Origin of the sequence: Aliivibrio logei (assembly GCF_001691055.1) — a bacterium.
Taxonomy (GTDB): domain Bacteria; phylum Pseudomonadota; class Gammaproteobacteria; order Enterobacterales; family Vibrionaceae; genus Aliivibrio; species Aliivibrio salmonicida.
Window position 1 is genome coordinate 276,911 of record NZ_MAJU01000011.1, and the last position, 18,241, is coordinate 295,151.

19 protein-coding genes are annotated in these 18,241 nt (G+C 37.4%); 7 read left to right on the forward strand and 12 right to left on the reverse strand.

Going from position 1 to position 18,241, the window contains the following annotated elements; genetic code table 11:
* Positions 1-66: 66 nt before the first annotated feature.
* Entirely contained in the window at positions 67-795 is a 729-nt protein-coding gene (trmJ, locus tag A6E04_RS11810) for a tRNA (cytosine(32)/uridine(32)-2'-O)-methyltransferase TrmJ (RefSeq protein ID WP_023603715.1), read from the reverse strand.
* 208 nt (positions 796-1,003) lie between these two features.
* On the opposite strand from trmJ, the gene suhB reads away from it, so the two are divergent.
* A complete protein-coding gene (gene suhB, locus A6E04_RS11815; protein ID WP_023603716.1) occupies positions 1,004-1,807 on the forward strand; it encodes an inositol-1-monophosphatase in 804 nt (267 codons plus the stop codon).
* 104 nt (positions 1,808-1,911) lie between these two features.
* Here suhB and truC read toward each other — a convergent pair whose 3' ends face one another.
* Together truC and A6E04_RS11825 are read right to left on the reverse strand one after the other, a co-directional pair.
* Positions 1,912-2,667, reverse strand: a complete 756-nt coding sequence (gene truC / locus A6E04_RS11820; RefSeq protein ID WP_175365431.1) for a tRNA pseudouridine(65) synthase TruC — start codon at positions 2,665-2,667, stop codon at positions 1,912-1,914.
* A gap of 32 nt (positions 2,668-2,699) precedes the next feature.
* Positions 2,700-3,020, reverse strand: a complete 321-nt coding sequence (locus A6E04_RS11825) for a YqcC family protein (RefSeq protein WP_065611515.1) — start codon at positions 3,018-3,020, stop codon at positions 2,700-2,702.
* 102 nt (positions 3,021-3,122) lie between these two features.
* On the opposite strand from A6E04_RS11825, the gene A6E04_RS11830 reads away from it, so the two are divergent.
* Positions 3,123-4,163: a DUF3549 family protein gene (locus tag A6E04_RS11830; protein WP_065611465.1), complete on the forward strand. Its 1,041-nt coding sequence runs from the start codon at positions 3,123-3,125 to the stop codon at positions 4,161-4,163.
* Positions 4,164-4,165: 2 nt separating this feature from the next.
* Positions 4,166-4,474: a DUF3301 domain-containing protein gene (locus A6E04_RS11835; RefSeq protein ID WP_012549515.1), complete on the forward strand. Its 309-nt coding sequence runs from the start codon at positions 4,166-4,168 to the stop codon at positions 4,472-4,474.
* A 67-nt stretch (positions 4,475-4,541) separates the two neighbouring features.
* On the opposite strand, the gene A6E04_RS11840 is transcribed toward A6E04_RS11835, so the two are convergent.
* The 7 genes from A6E04_RS11840 to A6E04_RS11870 form a co-directional block, all read right to left on the reverse strand.
* Complete coding sequence (locus A6E04_RS11840; protein ID WP_065611467.1) at positions 4,542-5,819, reverse strand: carbohydrate porin; 1,278 nt, start codon at positions 5,817-5,819, stop codon at positions 4,542-4,544.
* A 242-nt stretch (positions 5,820-6,061) separates the two neighbouring features.
* Complete coding sequence (locus tag A6E04_RS11845) at positions 6,062-7,072, reverse strand: LacI family DNA-binding transcriptional regulator (protein WP_065611469.1); 1,011 nt, start codon at positions 7,070-7,072, stop codon at positions 6,062-6,064.
* 78 nt (positions 7,073-7,150) lie between these two features.
* A complete protein-coding gene (locus A6E04_RS11850) occupies positions 7,151-7,465 on the reverse strand; it encodes a PTS lactose/cellobiose transporter subunit IIA (protein WP_065611471.1) in 315 nt (104 codons plus the stop codon).
* 10 nt (positions 7,466-7,475) lie between these two features.
* On the reverse strand, positions 7,476-8,411 hold the full coding sequence (locus A6E04_RS11855) for an ROK family protein (RefSeq protein WP_065611473.1): 936 nt from the start codon (positions 8,409-8,411) through the stop codon (positions 7,476-7,478).
* Positions 8,412-8,440: 29 nt separating this feature from the next.
* Positions 8,441-9,850, reverse strand: a complete 1,410-nt coding sequence (locus A6E04_RS11860) for a glycoside hydrolase family 1 protein (protein WP_065611475.1) — start codon at positions 9,848-9,850, stop codon at positions 8,441-8,443.
* A gap of 86 nt (positions 9,851-9,936) precedes the next feature.
* Positions 9,937-10,242, reverse strand: coding sequence for a PTS sugar transporter subunit IIB (locus tag A6E04_RS11865; RefSeq protein ID WP_017023002.1), 306 nt, complete (start codon positions 10,240-10,242; stop codon positions 9,937-9,939).
* Between the two features lie 32 nt (positions 10,243-10,274).
* Complete coding sequence (locus tag A6E04_RS11870; RefSeq protein WP_065611477.1) at positions 10,275-11,645, reverse strand: PTS sugar transporter subunit IIC; 1,371 nt, start codon at positions 11,643-11,645, stop codon at positions 10,275-10,277.
* A gap of 928 nt (positions 11,646-12,573) precedes the next feature.
* On the opposite strand from A6E04_RS11870, the gene A6E04_RS11875 reads away from it, so the two are divergent.
* Both A6E04_RS11875 and A6E04_RS11880 read left to right on the forward strand, forming a co-directional pair.
* Entirely contained in the window at positions 12,574-12,843 is a 270-nt protein-coding gene (locus A6E04_RS11875) for a hypothetical protein (RefSeq protein WP_017023000.1), read from the forward strand.
* Complete coding sequence (locus tag A6E04_RS11880; protein WP_017022999.1) at positions 12,843-13,298, forward strand: YaiI/YqxD family protein; 456 nt, start codon at positions 12,843-12,845, stop codon at positions 13,296-13,298. Before A6E04_RS11875 ends, A6E04_RS11880 begins: the two co-directional genes overlap by 1 nt.
* 61 nt (positions 13,299-13,359) lie before the next feature.
* Here A6E04_RS11880 and A6E04_RS11885 read toward each other — a convergent pair whose 3' ends face one another.
* Together A6E04_RS11885 and syd are read right to left on the reverse strand one after the other, a co-directional pair.
* On the reverse strand, positions 13,360-14,133 hold the full coding sequence (locus A6E04_RS11885; protein WP_023603724.1) for a Zn-ribbon-containing protein: 774 nt from the start codon (positions 14,131-14,133) through the stop codon (positions 13,360-13,362).
* A gap of 103 nt (positions 14,134-14,236) precedes the next feature.
* Entirely contained in the window at positions 14,237-14,785 is a 549-nt protein-coding gene (gene syd / locus A6E04_RS11890; protein WP_017022997.1) for a SecY-interacting protein, read from the reverse strand.
* A 108-nt stretch (positions 14,786-14,893) separates the two neighbouring features.
* Here syd and queF point away from each other — a divergent pair, with 108 nt between their 5' ends.
* Positions 14,894-15,739 carry an NADPH-dependent 7-cyano-7-deazaguanine reductase QueF gene (gene queF / locus A6E04_RS11895; protein ID WP_065611479.1) on the forward strand — a complete coding sequence of 282 codons (846 nt, stop codon included), beginning with the start codon at positions 14,894-14,896 and terminating at the stop codon, positions 15,737-15,739.
* Between the two features lie 119 nt (positions 15,740-15,858).
* Complete coding sequence (locus A6E04_RS11900; protein ID WP_175365428.1) at positions 15,859-18,081, forward strand: tetratricopeptide repeat protein; 2,223 nt, start codon at positions 15,859-15,861, stop codon at positions 18,079-18,081.
* Positions 18,082-18,241 lie beyond the last annotated feature (160 nt).

Sequence of the window (18,241 nt, forward strand, 5' to 3'; positions counted from 1 at the left end):
TTCCCATACCTGACCATTTTGGTCAAGTATTTATCCTACTATTTTAGTCAAGTATTCTAATTGCATCTATTTTTTAAGATTTGAGCTTCTTTCTACCGCAGTTAATATACCGCGTAATGTACGTAATTCATGAATTTCAGGACGAGCACGATTAAACATGCGGCGCATCTTATTCATTACTTGTCCTGGATGAGCCTTATTAATAAAGTCGGTATCCGTCATCACTTTTTCAAGGTGCTCATAAAATAATTCTAATTCGTTATTTAAAGGATATTCCGCTTCTTTAGATTCACCTTTATACGCCTGACTATCTAACCAAGCAACACGTGCTTCATAACTAATTGTTTGCACTGCCATTGCTAAATTTAATGAGCTGTATTCAGGATTTGCTGGAATACATACATGAAAATGACATTTCTGTAATTCTTCATTGGTTAATCCAACTCTTTCTCGACCAAATACAAACGCAATAGGATGAGACGGCGCTTCTTCTATTGCTTTGACGCCCGCTTCTCTTGGTTCTAACATTGGCCATTCGAGTGTTCTTGAACGAGCACTTGACCCAATAACTAAACCACAATCAGAGATAGCTTCATCTAATGTACTAACAATACGCGCTCGATTCGCAATATCACTTGCACCGGCAGCTAATGCGATGGCTTGACCATCAACTTCACATTCAGGCGCAACTAATACCATATTAGTTAAGCCCATTACTTTCATGGCACGAGCCGCTGACCCAATGTTTCCTGAATGGCTAGTACCAACAAGGACAATACGAATTCTATCTAACATGTTATTTTTCCATATGATGAAAAGAGCCGCCGGATACTACCATAAAGCAATATCCCTTTCTTCTTTATATACCAGAGATTTTAACCTGTAATCGCTTTTTTCATAATAAAGACACGAACTGAACAAAAAATAAACGCTTCCTTTTAATTATTAATTTATGTATACTCGCGGCCGATTTCTGTTCTTTAACATCTTTTGGGATATAACTATGCATCCAATGCTAAATATTGCTATACGTACTGCGCGTAAAGCCGGTGACTTTGTTGCTAAATCTTTTGAGCAAACTGACAAAATTGAAACAACAAAAAAAGGCAATAATGAGTTTATTACGAACATCGAAAACGATGCTCAATATATGCTTGTTGATATGATCAAGAAATCTTACCCTGATCACAGCATCATTTCTGAAGAGTCTGGCCTAATCGAAGGCAGAGACGCTGACGTTCAATGGATCATTGACCCATTAGATGGCACTACTAACTTCGTTAAAGGTATCCCACACTTCGCTATCTCTATTGCTGTTCGCATTAAAGGTCGCACAGAAGTTGCTTGTGTATACGATCCAATCCGTAATGAATTATTCACAGCTCAACGTGGTTCTGGTGCTCAACGCAACAACCAACGTATGCGTGTGCAAGAATTAAAAGACATGAATGAAACCATTCTTGCAACAGGTCTTCCTTACCGTCAAAAACAACACGCTGAAAGCTACACAAAAATCCTAGGCGCAATGTTTGTTGAATGTTCTGATATCCGCAGTTCTGGTTGCCCTTCTCTAGATTTATGTTACTTAGCAGCAGCTCGTATTGATGGTTTCTTCGCTCTAGGTCTTAAGCCTTGGGAAATCTCAGCAGCAGACCTAATCGCTCGTGAATCTGGCGTGATCTGTACTGACTTCACTGGTAATACTGACTACATGAAAACAGGTAACCTAGTTGCTGGTAGCCCACGTATGGTTAAGTCTATGCTTAAAAAAATCCGTGACAACGGCAGCGAAGCTCTTACTAAATAGACGCGTTGACGACATAATTGTCATTGATTGAAAATTGAATTAAAAAAAGGGAAGTGAATTTATTCACTTCCCTTTTTTATTATCTCGATGTTATTGATGATCGATCACAGCTCAATTTCCCACCCAAAATCAACCATTAGTTTATTCCACTTTTCACCAACACTCGCTTTTATTACAACATGCTTATTCGTGCTCGGATGAATGAAACTCAATTCAGACGCGTGTAATAATAAACGGTGACTATCTAAATTATTTTGAAATAATCGATTATGTTTGCTATCGCCATGAGTCGTATCCCCAACAATTGGGTGGCGTAAATGCGCCATGTGACGACGTAGCTGATGTTTTCTGCCTGTATGCGGCTTTAATTCCATCAAGCAATATCGACTGGTTGGGAATTTACCTGTTGAATAGGGTAATTCAACGTTAGCTAAGGGTTTATATTCCGTTATTGCTTCTTTTGCCTCAACGTCTTTTGACGCCTTTTTATCCGCAATTTTATCTAATTGTTCTTTAAGTGGGTAATCAAGAATATCCCCCTCTTCTATCCAGCCACGCACAATAGCATGATACGTTTTTTTAATTTCTCGACTTGCAAATAACGGTGAAAATTGAGCAGCCACCGCGCTTGATAACGCAAAAAACAAAATGCCAGATGTAGGTCTATCTAAGCGGTGTAATGGAAAAACATGTTGGCCAATTTGATCTCGTAATGTTTGCATCGCAAATACGGTTTCATGTTTATCAAGCCATGAGCGGTGAACAAGCATTCCTGCCGGTTTATTAATGGCTATCAAATCGTCATCTCGATACACTATCTCTAATTCAATCGGCTTTGGTTTTTCTTCATGTTCGCTCAACGCTTCAGTGTTTATATTGTGTTTATTAATGTTCACAAAATCTTACCTAACTTATCAATATTCTGGCAAATACCTATGATCTCAGTAGTGCCTTTTTGATTTTTCAATGCTTCTTCGATATAAGGCGCGATAGAGAATTCTTTCGGTAATGGGTGCCCATTTTCGATTAAAATAAACATCTTAGGGATAAAAATCCACTGCAACCACTCTGTTGAAGATAACGTATCAATAGCAAAAGGTTCTGTACTCGCCAACGCAGACAAAGACGGAGTTGCTGTCTGCCAATGACCATGATGCTGTAATTGCTCAGTTAACTGCTTTAATAACACCGTTAATGATAATGAAGTTGTCATAACCGATTGTTCTCGCACTCTCTAATACTTTTAATGACAAAGGATACCATCTTATCAACGGTTGGGTATAATCGAAGCATTAACCATTGAATAAGATATATCATGGAACAGATTTATACGCTTAGCCAACTAATCCAACAGTCCAATTGTGAGTATGCTATTTATGATTTAGGTCGTCGTGTCCAACGCATTGACAGTAAACAATTTGAGTCAATTGAAGCGGCACAACAACCTTATCTTTTTCCTTTGCAACGTCATGCTCACTTAGCTATCGCTTATTGGAATGAAACAAAACAACCTTGGATTTGGTTTTTAAAACTACCTCTAGATGAACGCAGTCTGTTGCAACAAGCTGATGTAGGTAATTTTATTAAGTATGTAATTGAAGCGATTGGTGTCTCACTAAGCAGTGAGTTAAATGAAGATCAACAACAAAATCTGTCCAACAATCCATACACGTTTAAGCCTAAAGATGACAAGATGGCGATGTTTCATAGCCTCTTACGCGCTGACTTAAAACAGCCAATGAGTCAATATTACGAACATGCGAAAACCTATCTTTCTGGCAATAATGGTTGGACTAATTGGCAATCGGTTGGCGTTCAAGGGTTAGCTGATGTATGTGCAAATCTAGATAAAGACAATAACTCAGTCGCACTGCGTAACGCATTAACCCACCTACCAAATACAGTTTTATACGCAACGCTAGGGTGCTTAGAGCACATTAAATTGCCAGAAAAACTAGCTCAAAGACAACTTGAAATCATTAATGATCTTTGCGACTCAGATGCTGCTGATTTATTTTTATTATCAGCCCACATTCGCGCCCTTTCTGGCGCACCTAAAAAGGTCCTTTCTGAAGCATTAGCTCAAATTCTACGTAGTGAACGATTAAGCCACCCTGAAGTATTAGTCGCAATTGCAGGGCGTTGCTGGGGAGGATTAGAAGACATTGCTATTGCGAATCAATTTTTACTTCGTTTGGCCCAAACCGGTGATCAGCAACTCTTTAATCAACTGTTTGCCGATCTCGTAATGCAACCAACATTACGTATGTGTATGTTACAAATTCTACACGGTGATGCCGACTCTCAACTGGCTCAAGCATTAGTCAAACTACAGCAAAATACGAAGAGTGAATAAAAATGGAGAATCTCTTTGCGATACTCGGCTTAACGTTTTTTTGCTTTCTATTTTGGCAGCAACGAAGACAATCAGAATTTGCTAACCAAGCAATTCAACATTATTGTAAAAAAATGGAATTACAACTATTAAGTGTCGCAAGAGGCTCTTATGGTTTTCGTCTACCTAGTGGAAAAAAGCGCCTTTATACTACGTATGAATTTGAATTTTCTTCCATTGGTGATGATCACTATACGGGGAAATTGATCATGGTTGGATTTAAAGCCGCTAAATTTAATCTACCTCCATATCGTATTGATGGTGAGTTTTAATACAAACGGTATAAGTGGGTAGTAACTCAATGCTACCCACTTAAGAGCTTAAGTTATACGATGATAATTACCACCACGCCTCCCACATTGCACCCACTGCAAATGTGTCTTGCTTACCGGTTTCTCCGCGAGTTAAATCTACTTCAGTATTTGAATCACCAACCGTTGCATAGAATCTCAACATTGGGCGTGCTCCTGAGTCCATATCAAAACTGATATTTTGAGATAGTGTGACTTTCCACGCGTCGTTCTGTCCACTTTGATTATCAAAATCAACCACAGAATAACCCGCTTCCAACCAAGTAGAATGAATACTATTCCATGCATATGTTGGTCGGACAATTGCACTGTAGTTCGCTCGGTCATCCTGACTTGCATTTTTATCTTCTAACGATTGATAACCTGCTAAATATTCAATATTGGTTTGATTACTAATAACCAACTTACCTTCTAACTGCATAAGCAACGTAGTGAGATCTTCCGTTTTATTAAAGATATTATTATCGACATTGTTGCCATAACGAGTAACAAACTGATTCGTCATTGCACCATAAGTATGATCAAGTTGAATGGCTAATTGGTATGAATCAATATCATCCACATAGCACTGTTTATCCAGCCCAGTGCCCGTACATGTTTGCGTATCTTTATCTGTCTCTGTATTTTTAGAAGAGAAACCATAGTTAGCATACAGTGATAATGCTAATGCATCTGTCAGGTTAATATCATGCAATTTAGAGGTAATCGCATAATTTCCGCTATCACCAGTACCGCCATTGTCATCAACTTGCGCAACCGCTGCCATGTCAAATTTTACACTGCCAAATTCAAGGTTTTTAATACCAGCACCTTGAGCATCATTCTGCATCCAAAAGTAATCATTTAACCCTGTTTGAGGACGATTATGGAAATCTCGGCCAGCCCAAATATAAGCATTAGGTTGTGATTCAAAAACATTCGTAGCCCCCGCATAGAATTTTTTCAAACCAACTTCATCACCCCAATGCTCTAACATTAAAACGACATCCCAAATCGTACCATTATCAGAGACGAATCCTTTAGCAAATTGAAATTCCCCCCCATTACTTTCGTTACCTAAACGACCCGTAGCATTTCCAATCAATTGACCATCAGCAGAAACGTATTTCTCTGTGTCATCTGAAAAGTGAAAACCATAACGAGCGTACCCTGAAAATACAATGCCATCAGGTATGTCTGTTTCCGGAGAAATAACTAAGGGTTGTTGATCATCTAATTGGATATTATCTAGCAATTCTGTTTCAGCCAAAATGATTGGTGAAGAAAGTGCAGCTGTAACAGCAAAAGCAACAGGTAATAACTTCATTTTATATTCCTTTAAATATTTAGACAGCAAAAAACAAATCAATGCAAAAATGCACTAATTAAAGTTATTCATTTATTCTCTATTTAATTATCAAACACTTACTTAAATATATTCAAACACAGAAAGTGTTAACTATTAAGTTAATCACATGGCTTTTATATTCATATATATTTTATTTTTGTGCTTTAAAAAGAATAGTTAAATCCGAACGAATCATATCTACGTACGGATATTTATATTAGTTACTGGTTTTTATTATATATACTAGAATCACGAATAATAAGTTCGCCAGTTAATACTTCGGTTGTTGGTTTGATTTCTTTATCCGAGATTAACGCTAATGCTTTATTCATTGCTAGTTGTGTTATTTCTTGTATTGGAACATTAATGGTTGTTAATGCAGGAGATAAGAACGCGGATATCTCATCATTATCAATACCTACAATTGAAATATCTTCAGGTACTCGCAGGTTCATTTCTTTTAATGCCTTTATTGCCCCTAGAGCTAAATGATCATTAAAACAAAATATAGCGGTAATTTTATCTGATTTACTCAATAATTCTTTGCACGCTTGATAACCATCTTCCAACTTACCATGCTTCACGATGGTTAAGCTCTCATCGTAATGTACACCATGTTTTTCTAGTGTTTCTTTCGCACCTTGTAATCTTATTTGTCCGGTACTTGAAGCCAAACTAATAGTAATAATTGCAATATTTTTATGTTTTAATTCAATAAGATGCTCTATTGCCATTCGACTTGCATCATATTGATCAAAAGCAACAGCATGCCCTAGCCCATCAGGTAATGTTCTATTGATAACAACTAAAGGAATAGGTAGTGTTTCTTGGATCTTACAATAATCAGTCGCTGTCATGGTTCGGCTATAAATTAAAATAGCATCACACTTTCTAGAAACTAATGAATTAATGGCTTCTATTTCGGTTTCAAGTTGGTTGTGACCATCAGTAACAATTAACTGCTTACCTGATTCTTCTGCAATTCTTGTTGCTTCTTTGAGTAAAATACCAAAATAATAACCATCAAAGAAAGAGACAATAAGACCAATGCTATTTGAACTATTTGTTGCCAATGCTTGAGCTACGAGGCTCGGTTTATAGTTCAATGTCTCCATTGCATCAAAAATCAGTTTTTTGGTTTCTTCCTTTACCGGCCCCTTCCCATTCATTACACGAGAAACCGTCGCTTTAGAAACACCAGCAAGCTTACATACATCATTAATTGTTGCCATTCACCCACCAAATACACCCAAAAAGAACTAGCGTAATAATAGCTAAGTTATTACGCTAAATACACTTTATTATTTATTTTACAAAACTCGATGGATCTCAATCAACTCTTGGATCATTTCTTTTGCAAGCATAGAAGTCATTATATGATCTTGAGCATGCACCATAATTAAATTTACCGGTACTTTACCTTCCCCTTCATCAAGACCAATTAACTGCGTTTGCACATCATGAGCTTTTTTTGATGCTTCTGCTGATTGTTTTAATAACTCATCAACTTTATCCCATTCACCCGATTTTGCAGCTCGAAGGGCTTCCATTGCGCATGATTTTGATTCACCAGCATTAATGATCAGTTCCATTACCGTGCTTTCTAGTTCTTCACCGACTAACATCGCTTTATTCCTATTTAATTTGATTGGTCATTGATAAAAAGTGATAAACAGATCCAATTAATCCGCTGTCATTATTAAACGTACTTTTTTCAATAGTGACTAACTCTTTAACATTAAATTTATTTATTGATGGTTGAGTTTGTATAATCTCTTCAAATTTATTTTCTATATTTGAAATTAAATCATCTCGATTACTTATTGCACCACCAATGATTATTTTCTCTGGATTTAAAATAAACGTTAAATTATATAAACCAATGGCTATATTCTTATAAAAGTCATCAATAATATTAATTGCAATATTATCTCCAGACTCCGCCAATTTAAATATATCTTTACCTGATAAATTTTCAATACTATTAATATTTTTTAATTTAGAATATCGTCGTCTAAGTCCTTCTCTTACTGATGCGGTAAAACTCATTGTTGCTGTCGCTTTATCTTCAGTATCAAATATATTCTTTGTGAACATATAACCAAATTCACCCGCCATGAAACCATGACCTCGAACCATTTGATTATTGATATAGATAGCACCACCGATACCTGTACCTATAGTAATGCAGATAAAATTATCAACCGATTGTGCTTTACCAAGCCACTTTTCAGCTAAAGCCACACAATTAACGTCATTTTCTAATTCAACCGGTAATGACAATTTTGCAACCATTACCTCTTTAAATTGAAATCCATAAAAATCATTAATGGCTCCACCAGTTTTTAAATACCCCGTGTTTACATCAACAAAACCAGGTAATGAGAAAGCCGCACCATCAAACGTATATCGTGTAGACCATTGTTCTTTTATATCAACAATGGTTTGAATGATTTGCTCCCCACTTGACTCAGTTTGCACCTTGCCTTGCTCTAGAATGTGGCCGTGTTCATTCAACACGCCAAACTTAATGTCTGTTCCACCAATATCAAACGATAAATACGTTGCCATAATTCGACTTTCCCATTTCTAATATAACGCTAGATATTTTCACCACGAGTCGCGATAACATCTTTAAACCAATGGAAAGACGCTTTTTTCTTACGCTCTAGTCCATTTTGATGATCAACATAAATAAACCCATATTGCTTTTTGTAACCGTTTAACCAGCTCAATAAATCAATCGCTGACCATGCGTAATACCCCTTAATGTGAACACCACGACGAACCGCTTCTTTTACTGCACCTAGATGATCTTTAATAAAATTGATTCGCGGAATATCACACACTTCACCATCAATAATCGGATCTTCATCACCCAATCCATTTTCTGTAATGTACAGTTTGATCTGACCATAATGCTCTTTTATCATTTCAAGCCCAGCAACAAACCCTTCAGGTGAAATTTCCCAATCCCATTTAGTGTATTTTTTATCGTCCATTTTAACTGTGCGATATACATTATCGTAACTTGGGTTGCCCGGAGAACCAGTCGAATTTTCACGAGTGATTTTACGAATTCCCATACCACTTTCAATTTTTTCAACACGTTGTGGTTGGTAGTAATTCAGTCCCATAAAGTCATTCAACGGTGCGGCTTCAAAAATAGTTTGTAGTTCTTCATCAGTCCAATCAGGCAAGTTACCTTCTTCTTGTAGTTGCTTAACCACGTATTCAGGATACTTACCTAATAGGATAGGATCATAGAACCAATTCATACTAAATTGGTTCGCATGCATTGCGGCAAAGTGACTCGCCTCTGAATCATCGACCCCAAATGCAGGGCTAAATACATGACTCAAGCCAATCTCACCAAATTGATTCAGTTTTTTATACTCAATCACCGCCTTAGCGTGTGCATAAAATACATTATGCGTCGCTTGAAAATATTTCTTAGGATCATTTTGAATCCCTGGTGGGTGTGCGCCTGCCATATAGCCTAATGCGCAAAACACAACGGTTTCATTAAAAGTAATGAAATGTTTAACACGATCACCAAACTCATTAAAACATAGCTTTGCAAACTCAACATACGCATCACAGGTTGCTTTGTTTAACCATGAACCTTCTTTTTCTAGCGTTAAGGGTAAGTCCCAGTGATATAAAGTGACAAAAGGAACAATGCCATATTTCAAACATTCATCAATGACATTGTTATAAAAATCGATTCCTTTTTGATTAATCTCACCGGTGCCATTTGGAAAAATACGAGCCCAAGAGATTGAAAAGCGATAAGACTCTAAGCCCATTTCAGCCATTAATGCGATGTCTTCTTTATAACGATTGTAATGATCAATTGCGATATCGCCATTAGTTCCTTCAAAGGTTTTCCCTGGAATTTTAGTAAACTCATCCCAGTTTGTTGGACCTTTTCCATCTTGATCCCATGCGCCTTCTATTTGGTAAGAAGCCGTTGCTGCGCCTAATAAAAAATCATTTGCAAATTTCATCTCGAATTCCTGCTCTACTGCTGCTAACAAATCGATAGCCAACTGATGTTTGTATTGGCCTAAGTCTTCTTAGGCCTAGAATATGATTAACTTAAAAGTACCAATGCATCTTTAAGGATCTTGTCGCCTTTCATCATGCCGTAATCCATCATGTCGATGACTTCTACCTTTTTATTTACTTCATCTGCCAATTTCTGAAGCTCATCTTTCTTGAAGCGGATTTGTGGCCCTAATAAAAATAAATCATATTCAGCTAAATAATCTTGAATGGTCTCAACACCATGAGCTTCGATATGAATCTCCAATCCTTGTTGTGCCGCTGCTTCTCGCATTTTTTTAACAACCATTGATGTAGACATGCCCGCTGCACATAGTAGTAAAATCTTTTTCATAATAACCTCGATAATAATCTAATAAATTTCAATTAAGCTGTTGCTGTCGTTGTTACAGATTCTGTTTCTGGCGCTGTTGATTTAGCTTCTTCTTGCGCCGTTAATTTGTCTAGATACTTAAAGAATGGGAAATACACACATAACGTCATACAGAAGACTGCGACTTGTAATACAGCGGCACTCCACCCCCCAACAATAAATCCACTCAATACTATTGGCGTTGTCCATGGCACTTGAACGGCCGTGAATGGTCCAACAAACCCCATGTTAATTGAGGTATAAACCATGATTGCTGACAGCACTGGAGCAGTAACAAATGGAATAAACATAATTGGGTTAAAGATGATTGGTGTTGCGAAAATTACGGGCTCATTGATATTAAAGATGCCTGGAATAAAAGAGAGACGACCTAATTGCTTAAACTGAACAGAGCGGGCAAATAGCACCATACAACACACCAAGCCAAACGTTAGACCTGAGCCACCAACAGTAATGAATTGGTCAACAAATTGGTTGGTCACTATTTTTCCATTCTCACCAGCAATAAGAGCTTCGCCTGCATTCACTATAGATTGATTATGAAGTGCATTGGCTGTAACGATAGGTCCCATGATACCCATAACAATGACTGGCCCATGAACACCACACCACCAAAGTAAAGAGATAAGTAAAGCAATACCTACTGCACCAAAAAATGAATCAGACATGCTCTGTAACGGTGTTTGAATAATATGGTAAATGGTTTCAATAAAGGTTCTTTCAAACACCACTTCAAAGAATATGTACGTTAAGAAAGCAAGAGTGATAATAATAAAGCCAGGAATCAATGATTTAAAGGCATTAGATACACCTTCAGGCACGCTGTCTGGCAGTTTAATCACCCAATTACGGTTAAAGGCCATTGAGTAAATCATGCCAACAACTAAACCAATAACAATAGCTGCAATCATGCCTTTACCACCTAGGAAGGCTTTTGGTATCACACCACCTATATGCGTCACACCATCTGGCGCCACAACAAAAGCGTTCATCACAATAAGAAGAGACACAATGGCTAATACCCCCGCATTTACGCCATTGTGCCCTTCATATTTAACGTAAGTGTAAGCGATACCAAAAGCTCCAATCAGTGCCAAAATATCAAAAGTAGCGCCAACAACTTGAAACAATGGTGTTGACCATTCAGCACCAAAAATTCCCGCCATAAATTGGTCATAGCCATCAATAGGAACAAAGGCCAATAACAAGAATACCGAGCCAATGATTGTCAATGGCATGGTTAACATGAAGCCTTCTTTAATGGCTACAATTGGTTTTGAATTCACTACCTTTAAAAGCTTAGGAAGGATTTTATTTACCTTCTCCATTATTGTGCTTTGCATAGTTGCCGCTTGCGTACTCATTTTTCACCCCTGAATTGAATTTTAAACATGCGAATTAATTTAACCTGAAATTAATGTAACCGGTTTCAGTAACCGGTTACATATCATGATTGAGCAAGTTTGATTCAACTCACGCTTATTAATTAAACGAATAATAAAAATGTGATCTATGTAATTTATTACTGAAGTTATGAGGGGAATGATCTTTTAAAGCAGATAAAAAAGAAAAACCCCACTAAGCTTTCGCCTAATGGGGTCATAACTCTACTCGCAGCAGTCCGGCTACTAATGGGGCTCCGTGCATCAATTCCTTGATAGTATGCTGAAATCCGTCAGCGTATCCTTTCATCGCTATCCTAGCGGTGTCCATGATCTAATCCTGATCCGTTAACAGTCCATCGCTAACTTTCTTCATTTATCCTTAAGCGGTGTCCCTTACATCATCCTGATGCTTTATCCTTCCTCTATCCTAGAGGTGTCCACTGTCTTTCCTTAGTAGTAACCATCCTAGTTACTATTGAATCCATTCAATGTCCAAATTTGCTTTCCATGCCGATTACTCATCCTAAGTAACCGAGTGCTTCATCCTAAAGCGTACCAAATCCTTGGTCGTTCCTATTCCGTGTCAGTATCCTTCCGACACCAATAAGATTACGCTTTTTACTTTGTTGAACAATTCCTTGCATACAAACTTTTAAAGAAATAGAGGGTGAGATATAAGATTAAAAATAAATAGTAATAAAAAACAATAAGATAAAAAACGACCACAAACTAAAGTCGATAAAACAAACGACATATCTCAATCATCTTGTAAGAGATCTCTTACACGTTGCTTCTACTATGTCTTTACTCCCTCTTTAAATGTTCTATATACCTTAGCGAATTACTTCTGTGGTGAATTAGATCAGTATTCGATATCATGGCGAAAGATGAAGCATAGGAAGTCATAATGAAAAATGTAACGGATGAACTGCAAACAATAATGCAGGATTTAATGAATGAAGGTAAAAAACCAACCACCGCTCTCGTTAAATCTCGCTTAAGCACTCAAGTTCCGATCCCTGCAATTATTACAGCGATTAAATCATTTAAATCCAGTGCTCAAGTTCCAAAAATTGAAGTCCGTGAAACGTCATTGACTGCAGATGAGCGTATTGCTCAGCTTGAACAACAAATAAAAGAATTAACCCAGCGTTTAAACGCTTTGGAGAATAAATAATGCAAATTTGGGTAGATGCTGACGCGTGTCCAAAAGTAGTGAAAGAAGTTCTTTGTCGCGCCGCTACACGTACAGGGCTTCAAATTACTTTTGTTGCTAACCACTACGTACCGGTTCCGACAGCGCCAAATATTAAATCTATACAAGTTGAATCAGGCTTTGATGTTGCAGATGATGAAATAGTAAGACGCTCTGAAGCGGGTGACTTAGTTATTAGTGGGGATATTCCACTGGCCGCTGAACTTATCGAAAAGAAAGTTCAAGTATTGAATCCTCGCGGCGAACTCTATACTGAAGCCACGATTAAAGCGCGACTGAATATCCGTGACTTTATGGATACAATGCGAGCAAGTGGTATTCAAACTGGAGGTCCTGCGGCATTATCGCAGACAGATCGACGTGAATTTGCCAACCAATTGGATCGTATTTTAGCGAAAGTGAAAAAACCAATTTAATCGATCTTCATTGGTATAAATAAAGATCCCGCATTCATCGCGGGATCCTATTCAGCTCTATCTACTCTTTAAAGTCCCAAGATAAATTACTGACTAATCGGCATTCATCGCACTTAAAATCAAACACGTCATGGATTGGCTCTTCTAACGCCCAATCTCCATCGCATACTGGGCATTTACGTGCTAATTCTTTTTCTTTGCTTTCACCACCCACGCGATAAATGTACAGATACGTTGAAATACCACTCAGTACTTCCATACGACGACACAAATCCCAACCGCGCTTAAACAAACGACTCTCACTTGAGCTCACTTCATGCAATGCTGGATGCTCAACCACTGACCCATTCATTTGCAATTGATCACACGCACTCCAATCTTCTTGCCATTTTATGAATTGTTTTTGATCGCCATTGGCAACCGCCGGTAAGCGATAAAGAGGAATAGGTTGAAATGTCTCACCGTGACGAATTGGCGAGCAAGTATGTAAATGAGTAGTGTACAGAATTTGCCAGCTCACCTTTTCACTCTCATCACTTGGATCCGAGTTCATGTCTTGGCCAACCACTCTTATTTTTGGTTGCAACAATCCGAAATCACTTAGTTGCTTAAGCGCTAGATTCACTTGCGGACTGTGATTATCAGGATGAAGAGAGTCTTCTTCTGGACAAATAACACGAGCAACAAAGTTAGTGCCCTTCATTAAGACTGGTAGTTCACGTCCAATCACTTGTCCGTTATAACGCAGACAATCTAAACAGTAATTTATCGCTTTCTCTACCGCTGCCATTGAGGTATCGCAGTACACTTCAAAATCTAACTCAGTTACAAACATTAACGCGTCTTTCCTACTACAACTTTAAAAATAAAAATTCCGATACATACACCTTATCGGAATCCATTTAACTCTGCTCGTTACCTGACACAATAATTTTTATTTACGCGACAACAGGTTCAAGCTTTTCTAAAAACTCAGCCATACTTTCTGCTAATACTTTTCGCTTTTTCGTTCCTACGGTATCTAGAATCACTTCCCCAGATTGATTACAAATAGAAATCACTTCCATCTCATCATCCGTCACCGCAATAAACAACGTAGGGACTAATTTTAATCGACGCTGCATAACAAGGTGCCCTAGCATGTTCCCTTGTAAATTCTCAAGATCTTCATCACTCCAAATTTGAAGTAATTCAACATTCATATCTTCAAATTTAGCCGTCATATCAGCACTAAATTGAGCACCATAAAACGCATGAAAGTCATCATGCAGATCGAGTTCAATGCCATTCTCAATATTAACCAATCGAATACTTTCATCGCGAGCGACGGGTTGCCATGAAACCTCTAAATCGCGCGTTTCATCAATACAAGGAGAAGCTAATCCCACTAATTCTTCATTTATCGGAAGGCTATCATGTTTTTCTTTCCATGCTTCGACATAACGTTGACTAAAGTTAGCAAGCGCTTGCTCTACCGAAAGTGGCATTCGATTCTCCTAATAAGACAAAAATTCAAGTAAACTAGCGTCAATCGCATCAAATAACGCTAATTTACTAAGCGACCTTTATTCTAATCTACTTTTGGCATTTTCAATATGACTAAATACACGAACGCTGATGAGCTAAAATCACTGACTCTTGGCCAGAAAACTGAATATAAACACAGCTATGAGCCAGAGTTGCTGCAAGCAGTTCCTCGCAGTTTAAATCGCGATGATCTAGCTCTTGGCGATGAATTACCTTTTGTTGGTTGTGACGTATGGACACTCTATGAACTGTCTTGGTTGAACCAAAATGGTTTACCTCAAGTTGCCATTGGGGACGTTGTATTACCTGCAACAAGCCCTAATTTAGTTGAATCGAAGTCCTTTAAATTGTATTTAAACAGCTTTAACCAAACTAAATTTTCATCATGGGAAGACGTAACCAGTACGCTAATTAAAGATTTAAGCGTATGTGCAGGTGAAGATGTTATGGTTAACATCCACCCTGTTCAAGCTTATTCACAACAACCTATTGTCGATATGCAAGGTGAATGTATTGATAACCAAGACATTGTTATTAATAGCTATGAGTTTGATGCTAACTATTTAGAATCAAGTACATCAGAAAAAATGGTGAATGAAGTTCTGCATAGCCATCTACTAAAATCAAATTGTCTGATCACCAATCAACCAGACTGGGGCAGTGTTGAAATTAATTACGAAGGCAATAAAATTGATCGTGAAAAATTGCTTCGCTACTTAATTTCGTTCCGCCAACATAATGAGTTTCATGAGCAATGTGTTGAACGTATTTATACGGACATTATGAAATTCTGCTCACCAAAATCATTAACGGTATTTGCTCGTTACACTCGTCGTGGCGGATTAGATATTAACCCATTCCGCAGTTCTCATTTAGTTAAGCCTGAACATAATCGACGTTTGGCTCGCCAATAAGAAATAACACGAAAAGCACATATTTATCGTCTAATTTGTCTACTTTGAACCGTTTTCTTAGTAGACAAATTTCATGACAACGATAGTATGTAATAGTTGTTTTTTAGTGGATGATTTACATGCCTTTGCGTCAATGCTTTCTTGTTATTTTGATTTTATTCCCGCTTTCTGCTTGGGCTAAATTTTTCTCTGCGCCAATTCTAAATGATGCTTATCAATTATTAGAAACAAACCCAGAGCAATCCCTCTCTATTGCTAATCAATATCTAGAACAACGCCAGATATCACCAAGCCAAGATCCTAATCGAATTCAAATCAACAATGATTCTGAGCGTACTATTCGTACGCCAATCAGTACTGTTGAGGCATTTCAAATAAAAGCACTCGCCAATAAACGATTAAGTCGAAATCGTGAATCCATAGAATCAATTAAACAAGCAATCTCTTTGGCTGATGATTTCAGTTTAAAATCAAGCTACCTTGAATCAAAACTAATTTATGCCAGTTTATGGTGGGATTTAACGAAAGACGTTGATGAAACGAATACTATTTTAGACGACATCCAACAAAATTTATCTCAATTAAATACCAAGACAGATATCCATCAAAAAATATATTTTGGATTAGCATTAATTCATGCTCAAGTCGAGTCAGGGCAAGGAAACAACAATAAAGCCCAACGCTACTTTAGCGAAGCCATGAGCTACGGTAATTCACTGAACGATCCAAGTAGCATGATTTATTATCATATCTCTTACGGTCGACATTTCTTAAAGAACAAGCAATTTGACCAAGCCTTAACGGAACTATTAAGTGCTTATTGGCAATCTATTGAGGCTGATAATAGTGGCCAATTAGCAAGTACTAATTATTTATTAGGTCAGCTTTTCTTCCAACGAAAAGTACTTGATAAAGCCCTTGAGCATGCTTCTCAATCTGCCGAGTTTTATGGTCGCTATAATAAAAGCGAACAGCTTTCTAATGTGCTTGTGTTAATCGCGAAGATCCACCTTGAACAAGGCCGATTCAACTTAGCGCTTGTTCAATATTTTAATGCCCTCGATCAAGAGAAAGAAAAAAATAACGTAAATAAACTGATTTCACTTCGTTTAGACATCGCGAATACGTATTTCTTACTTTATAACTACGCCCTTAGTGAGCATTACTTAAAACAAGCAAACAACCTAAACGAATACGTTGATTTACCAAAAGAGCAAGCCGTTGCCAACTTACTTCAGGCAAAACTAAACCTAGTGCACAACAAACCGAAACTGGCTGTTAGCGACATTCAAAAAGCAATTAAATACAGTAATCAAGATAATAATATTTCATTAAAATTACAGTCTCAGAAACTTCTTTCTGAGACCTATGAAAAAATGGGATTATTTAAAAAAGCACTGATTGCACAACGTGAATACGAAACATTAAATTCATCGCTTCAAGCTGCTCAAAACCAGATCAATGAAGAAGTTTTCCGCCAACAAAAAAGTATTATTGAACAATCTTTACATTACCAAGGTTTAGAAGAGCAATTAAAAGAAAACCATGTTCAAACGCTTAAAATACAAAAGATTGCCGGTTTCTTAGTCGTATTACTGACTGTGTTGGCTATTTATTCTTTTAGAAAACAACAGGTAAACCGATTCTTAAAAAAACGCTTACATTTATTACTCAATAAATACTATACCCATCCAAGAAGTGGATTACGTAACTTACGATTGCTAACAGAGCGTTTACCTTCGTCTTTACAACAAAGTAGTTCCAACTTAGAACAATGGCATTTAGGTGAGCTAATCAATGAACCATTAAGTGACCGCTTACGCTTTACCCTTTTTAATGTACCTATGCTACAAGATTTATATATGACCCAAGGGTATCAAGAAGGGTTAGCAATAGAGAAAGAATTTGGCGATCATTTATCGGCTGTAGTGAGATCCCCTAGCCGTATTTATCATTTTTCAGATGCGAGCTTTCTTTACATAGAGCATAAATCAGACACAACAAGTTGCGCACAAGAAATGGCAGAAACCGTTCAACAATGGATAAACGACTTCACATCCGATGTTATGACAGATAAAACCGTTAATATAGGAATGGTTGAATACCCATTTTTGCCCCGAGCATATACTGCGATTAATGATCGGGAGCTGATTGATATTTTATTGATGGCAACGAACACGGCAAGAGATATTCACGCCCAAGAATCAGGCAGTCAATGGGTGCATTATCGAGCAATAGATAACGCACCAGCGGCAAGTTTTGCCACGAATAATATACGTTCAGCGTGTGAACAAGCCATCAATCAAGGCTTAATCAAAGTGTACTCGTCAAGAAATACATAATCATTTTAAAAAACAACTCACAAATTTAATAAAATTTCGCTACAAATGATTATCAACTATACAAACACCGTTATTTTTTTTAGTCTGTTAATTATAAATTTGTTATTATGAAGAGTATTGAATTTCTCAATATATACACTGCCACTTATTCTAATATGAG

Coding starts and splice junctions, on each gene's coding strand:
- queF (WP_065611479.1), top strand. CDS start 14,894: ATGACTAAATACACGAACGCTGATGAGCTAAAATCACTGACTCTTGGC.
- syd (WP_017022997.1), bottom strand. CDS start 14,785: ATGCCACTTTCGGTAGAGCAAGCGCTTGCTAACTTTAGTCAACGTTAT.
- A6E04_RS11870 (WP_065611477.1), bottom strand. CDS start 11,645: ATGAGTACGCAAGCGGCAACTATGCAAAGCACAATAATGGAGAAGGTA.
- A6E04_RS11850 (WP_065611471.1), bottom strand. CDS start 7,465: ATGTTAGTCGGTGAAGAACTAGAAAGCACGGTAATGGAACTGATCATT.
- A6E04_RS11825 (WP_065611515.1), bottom strand. CDS start 3,020: ATGACAACTTCATTATCATTAACGGTGTTATTAAAGCAGTTAACTGAG.
- A6E04_RS11865 (WP_017023002.1), bottom strand. CDS start 10,242: ATGAAAAAGATTTTACTACTATGTGCAGCGGGCATGTCTACATCAATG.
- A6E04_RS11900 (WP_175365428.1), top strand. CDS start 15,859: ATGCCTTTGCGTCAATGCTTTCTTGTTATTTTGATTTTATTCCCGCTT.
- A6E04_RS11880 (WP_017022999.1), top strand. CDS start 12,843: ATGCAAATTTGGGTAGATGCTGACGCGTGTCCAAAAGTAGTGAAAGAA.
- suhB (WP_023603716.1), top strand. CDS start 1,004: ATGCATCCAATGCTAAATATTGCTATACGTACTGCGCGTAAAGCCGGT.
- A6E04_RS11840 (WP_065611467.1), bottom strand. CDS start 5,819: ATGAAGTTATTACCTGTTGCTTTTGCTGTTACAGCTGCACTTTCTTCA.
- A6E04_RS11885 (WP_023603724.1), bottom strand. CDS start 14,133: ATGTTTGTAACTGAGTTAGATTTTGAAGTGTACTGCGATACCTCAATG.
- A6E04_RS11855 (WP_065611473.1), bottom strand. CDS start 8,411: ATGGCAACGTATTTATCGTTTGATATTGGTGGAACAGACATTAAGTTT.
- A6E04_RS11830 (WP_065611465.1), top strand. CDS start 3,123: ATGGAACAGATTTATACGCTTAGCCAACTAATCCAACAGTCCAATTGT.
- A6E04_RS11875 (WP_017023000.1), top strand. CDS start 12,574: ATGAAAAATGTAACGGATGAACTGCAAACAATAATGCAGGATTTAATG.
- A6E04_RS11835 (WP_012549515.1), top strand. CDS start 4,166: ATGGAGAATCTCTTTGCGATACTCGGCTTAACGTTTTTTTGCTTTCTA.
- A6E04_RS11845 (WP_065611469.1), bottom strand. CDS start 7,072: ATGGCAACAATTAATGATGTATGTAAGCTTGCTGGTGTTTCTAAAGCG.
- trmJ (WP_023603715.1), bottom strand. CDS start 795: ATGTTAGATAGAATTCGTATTGTCCTTGTTGGTACTAGCCATTCAGGA.
- A6E04_RS11860 (WP_065611475.1), bottom strand. CDS start 9,850: ATGAAATTTGCAAATGATTTTTTATTAGGCGCAGCAACGGCTTCTTAC.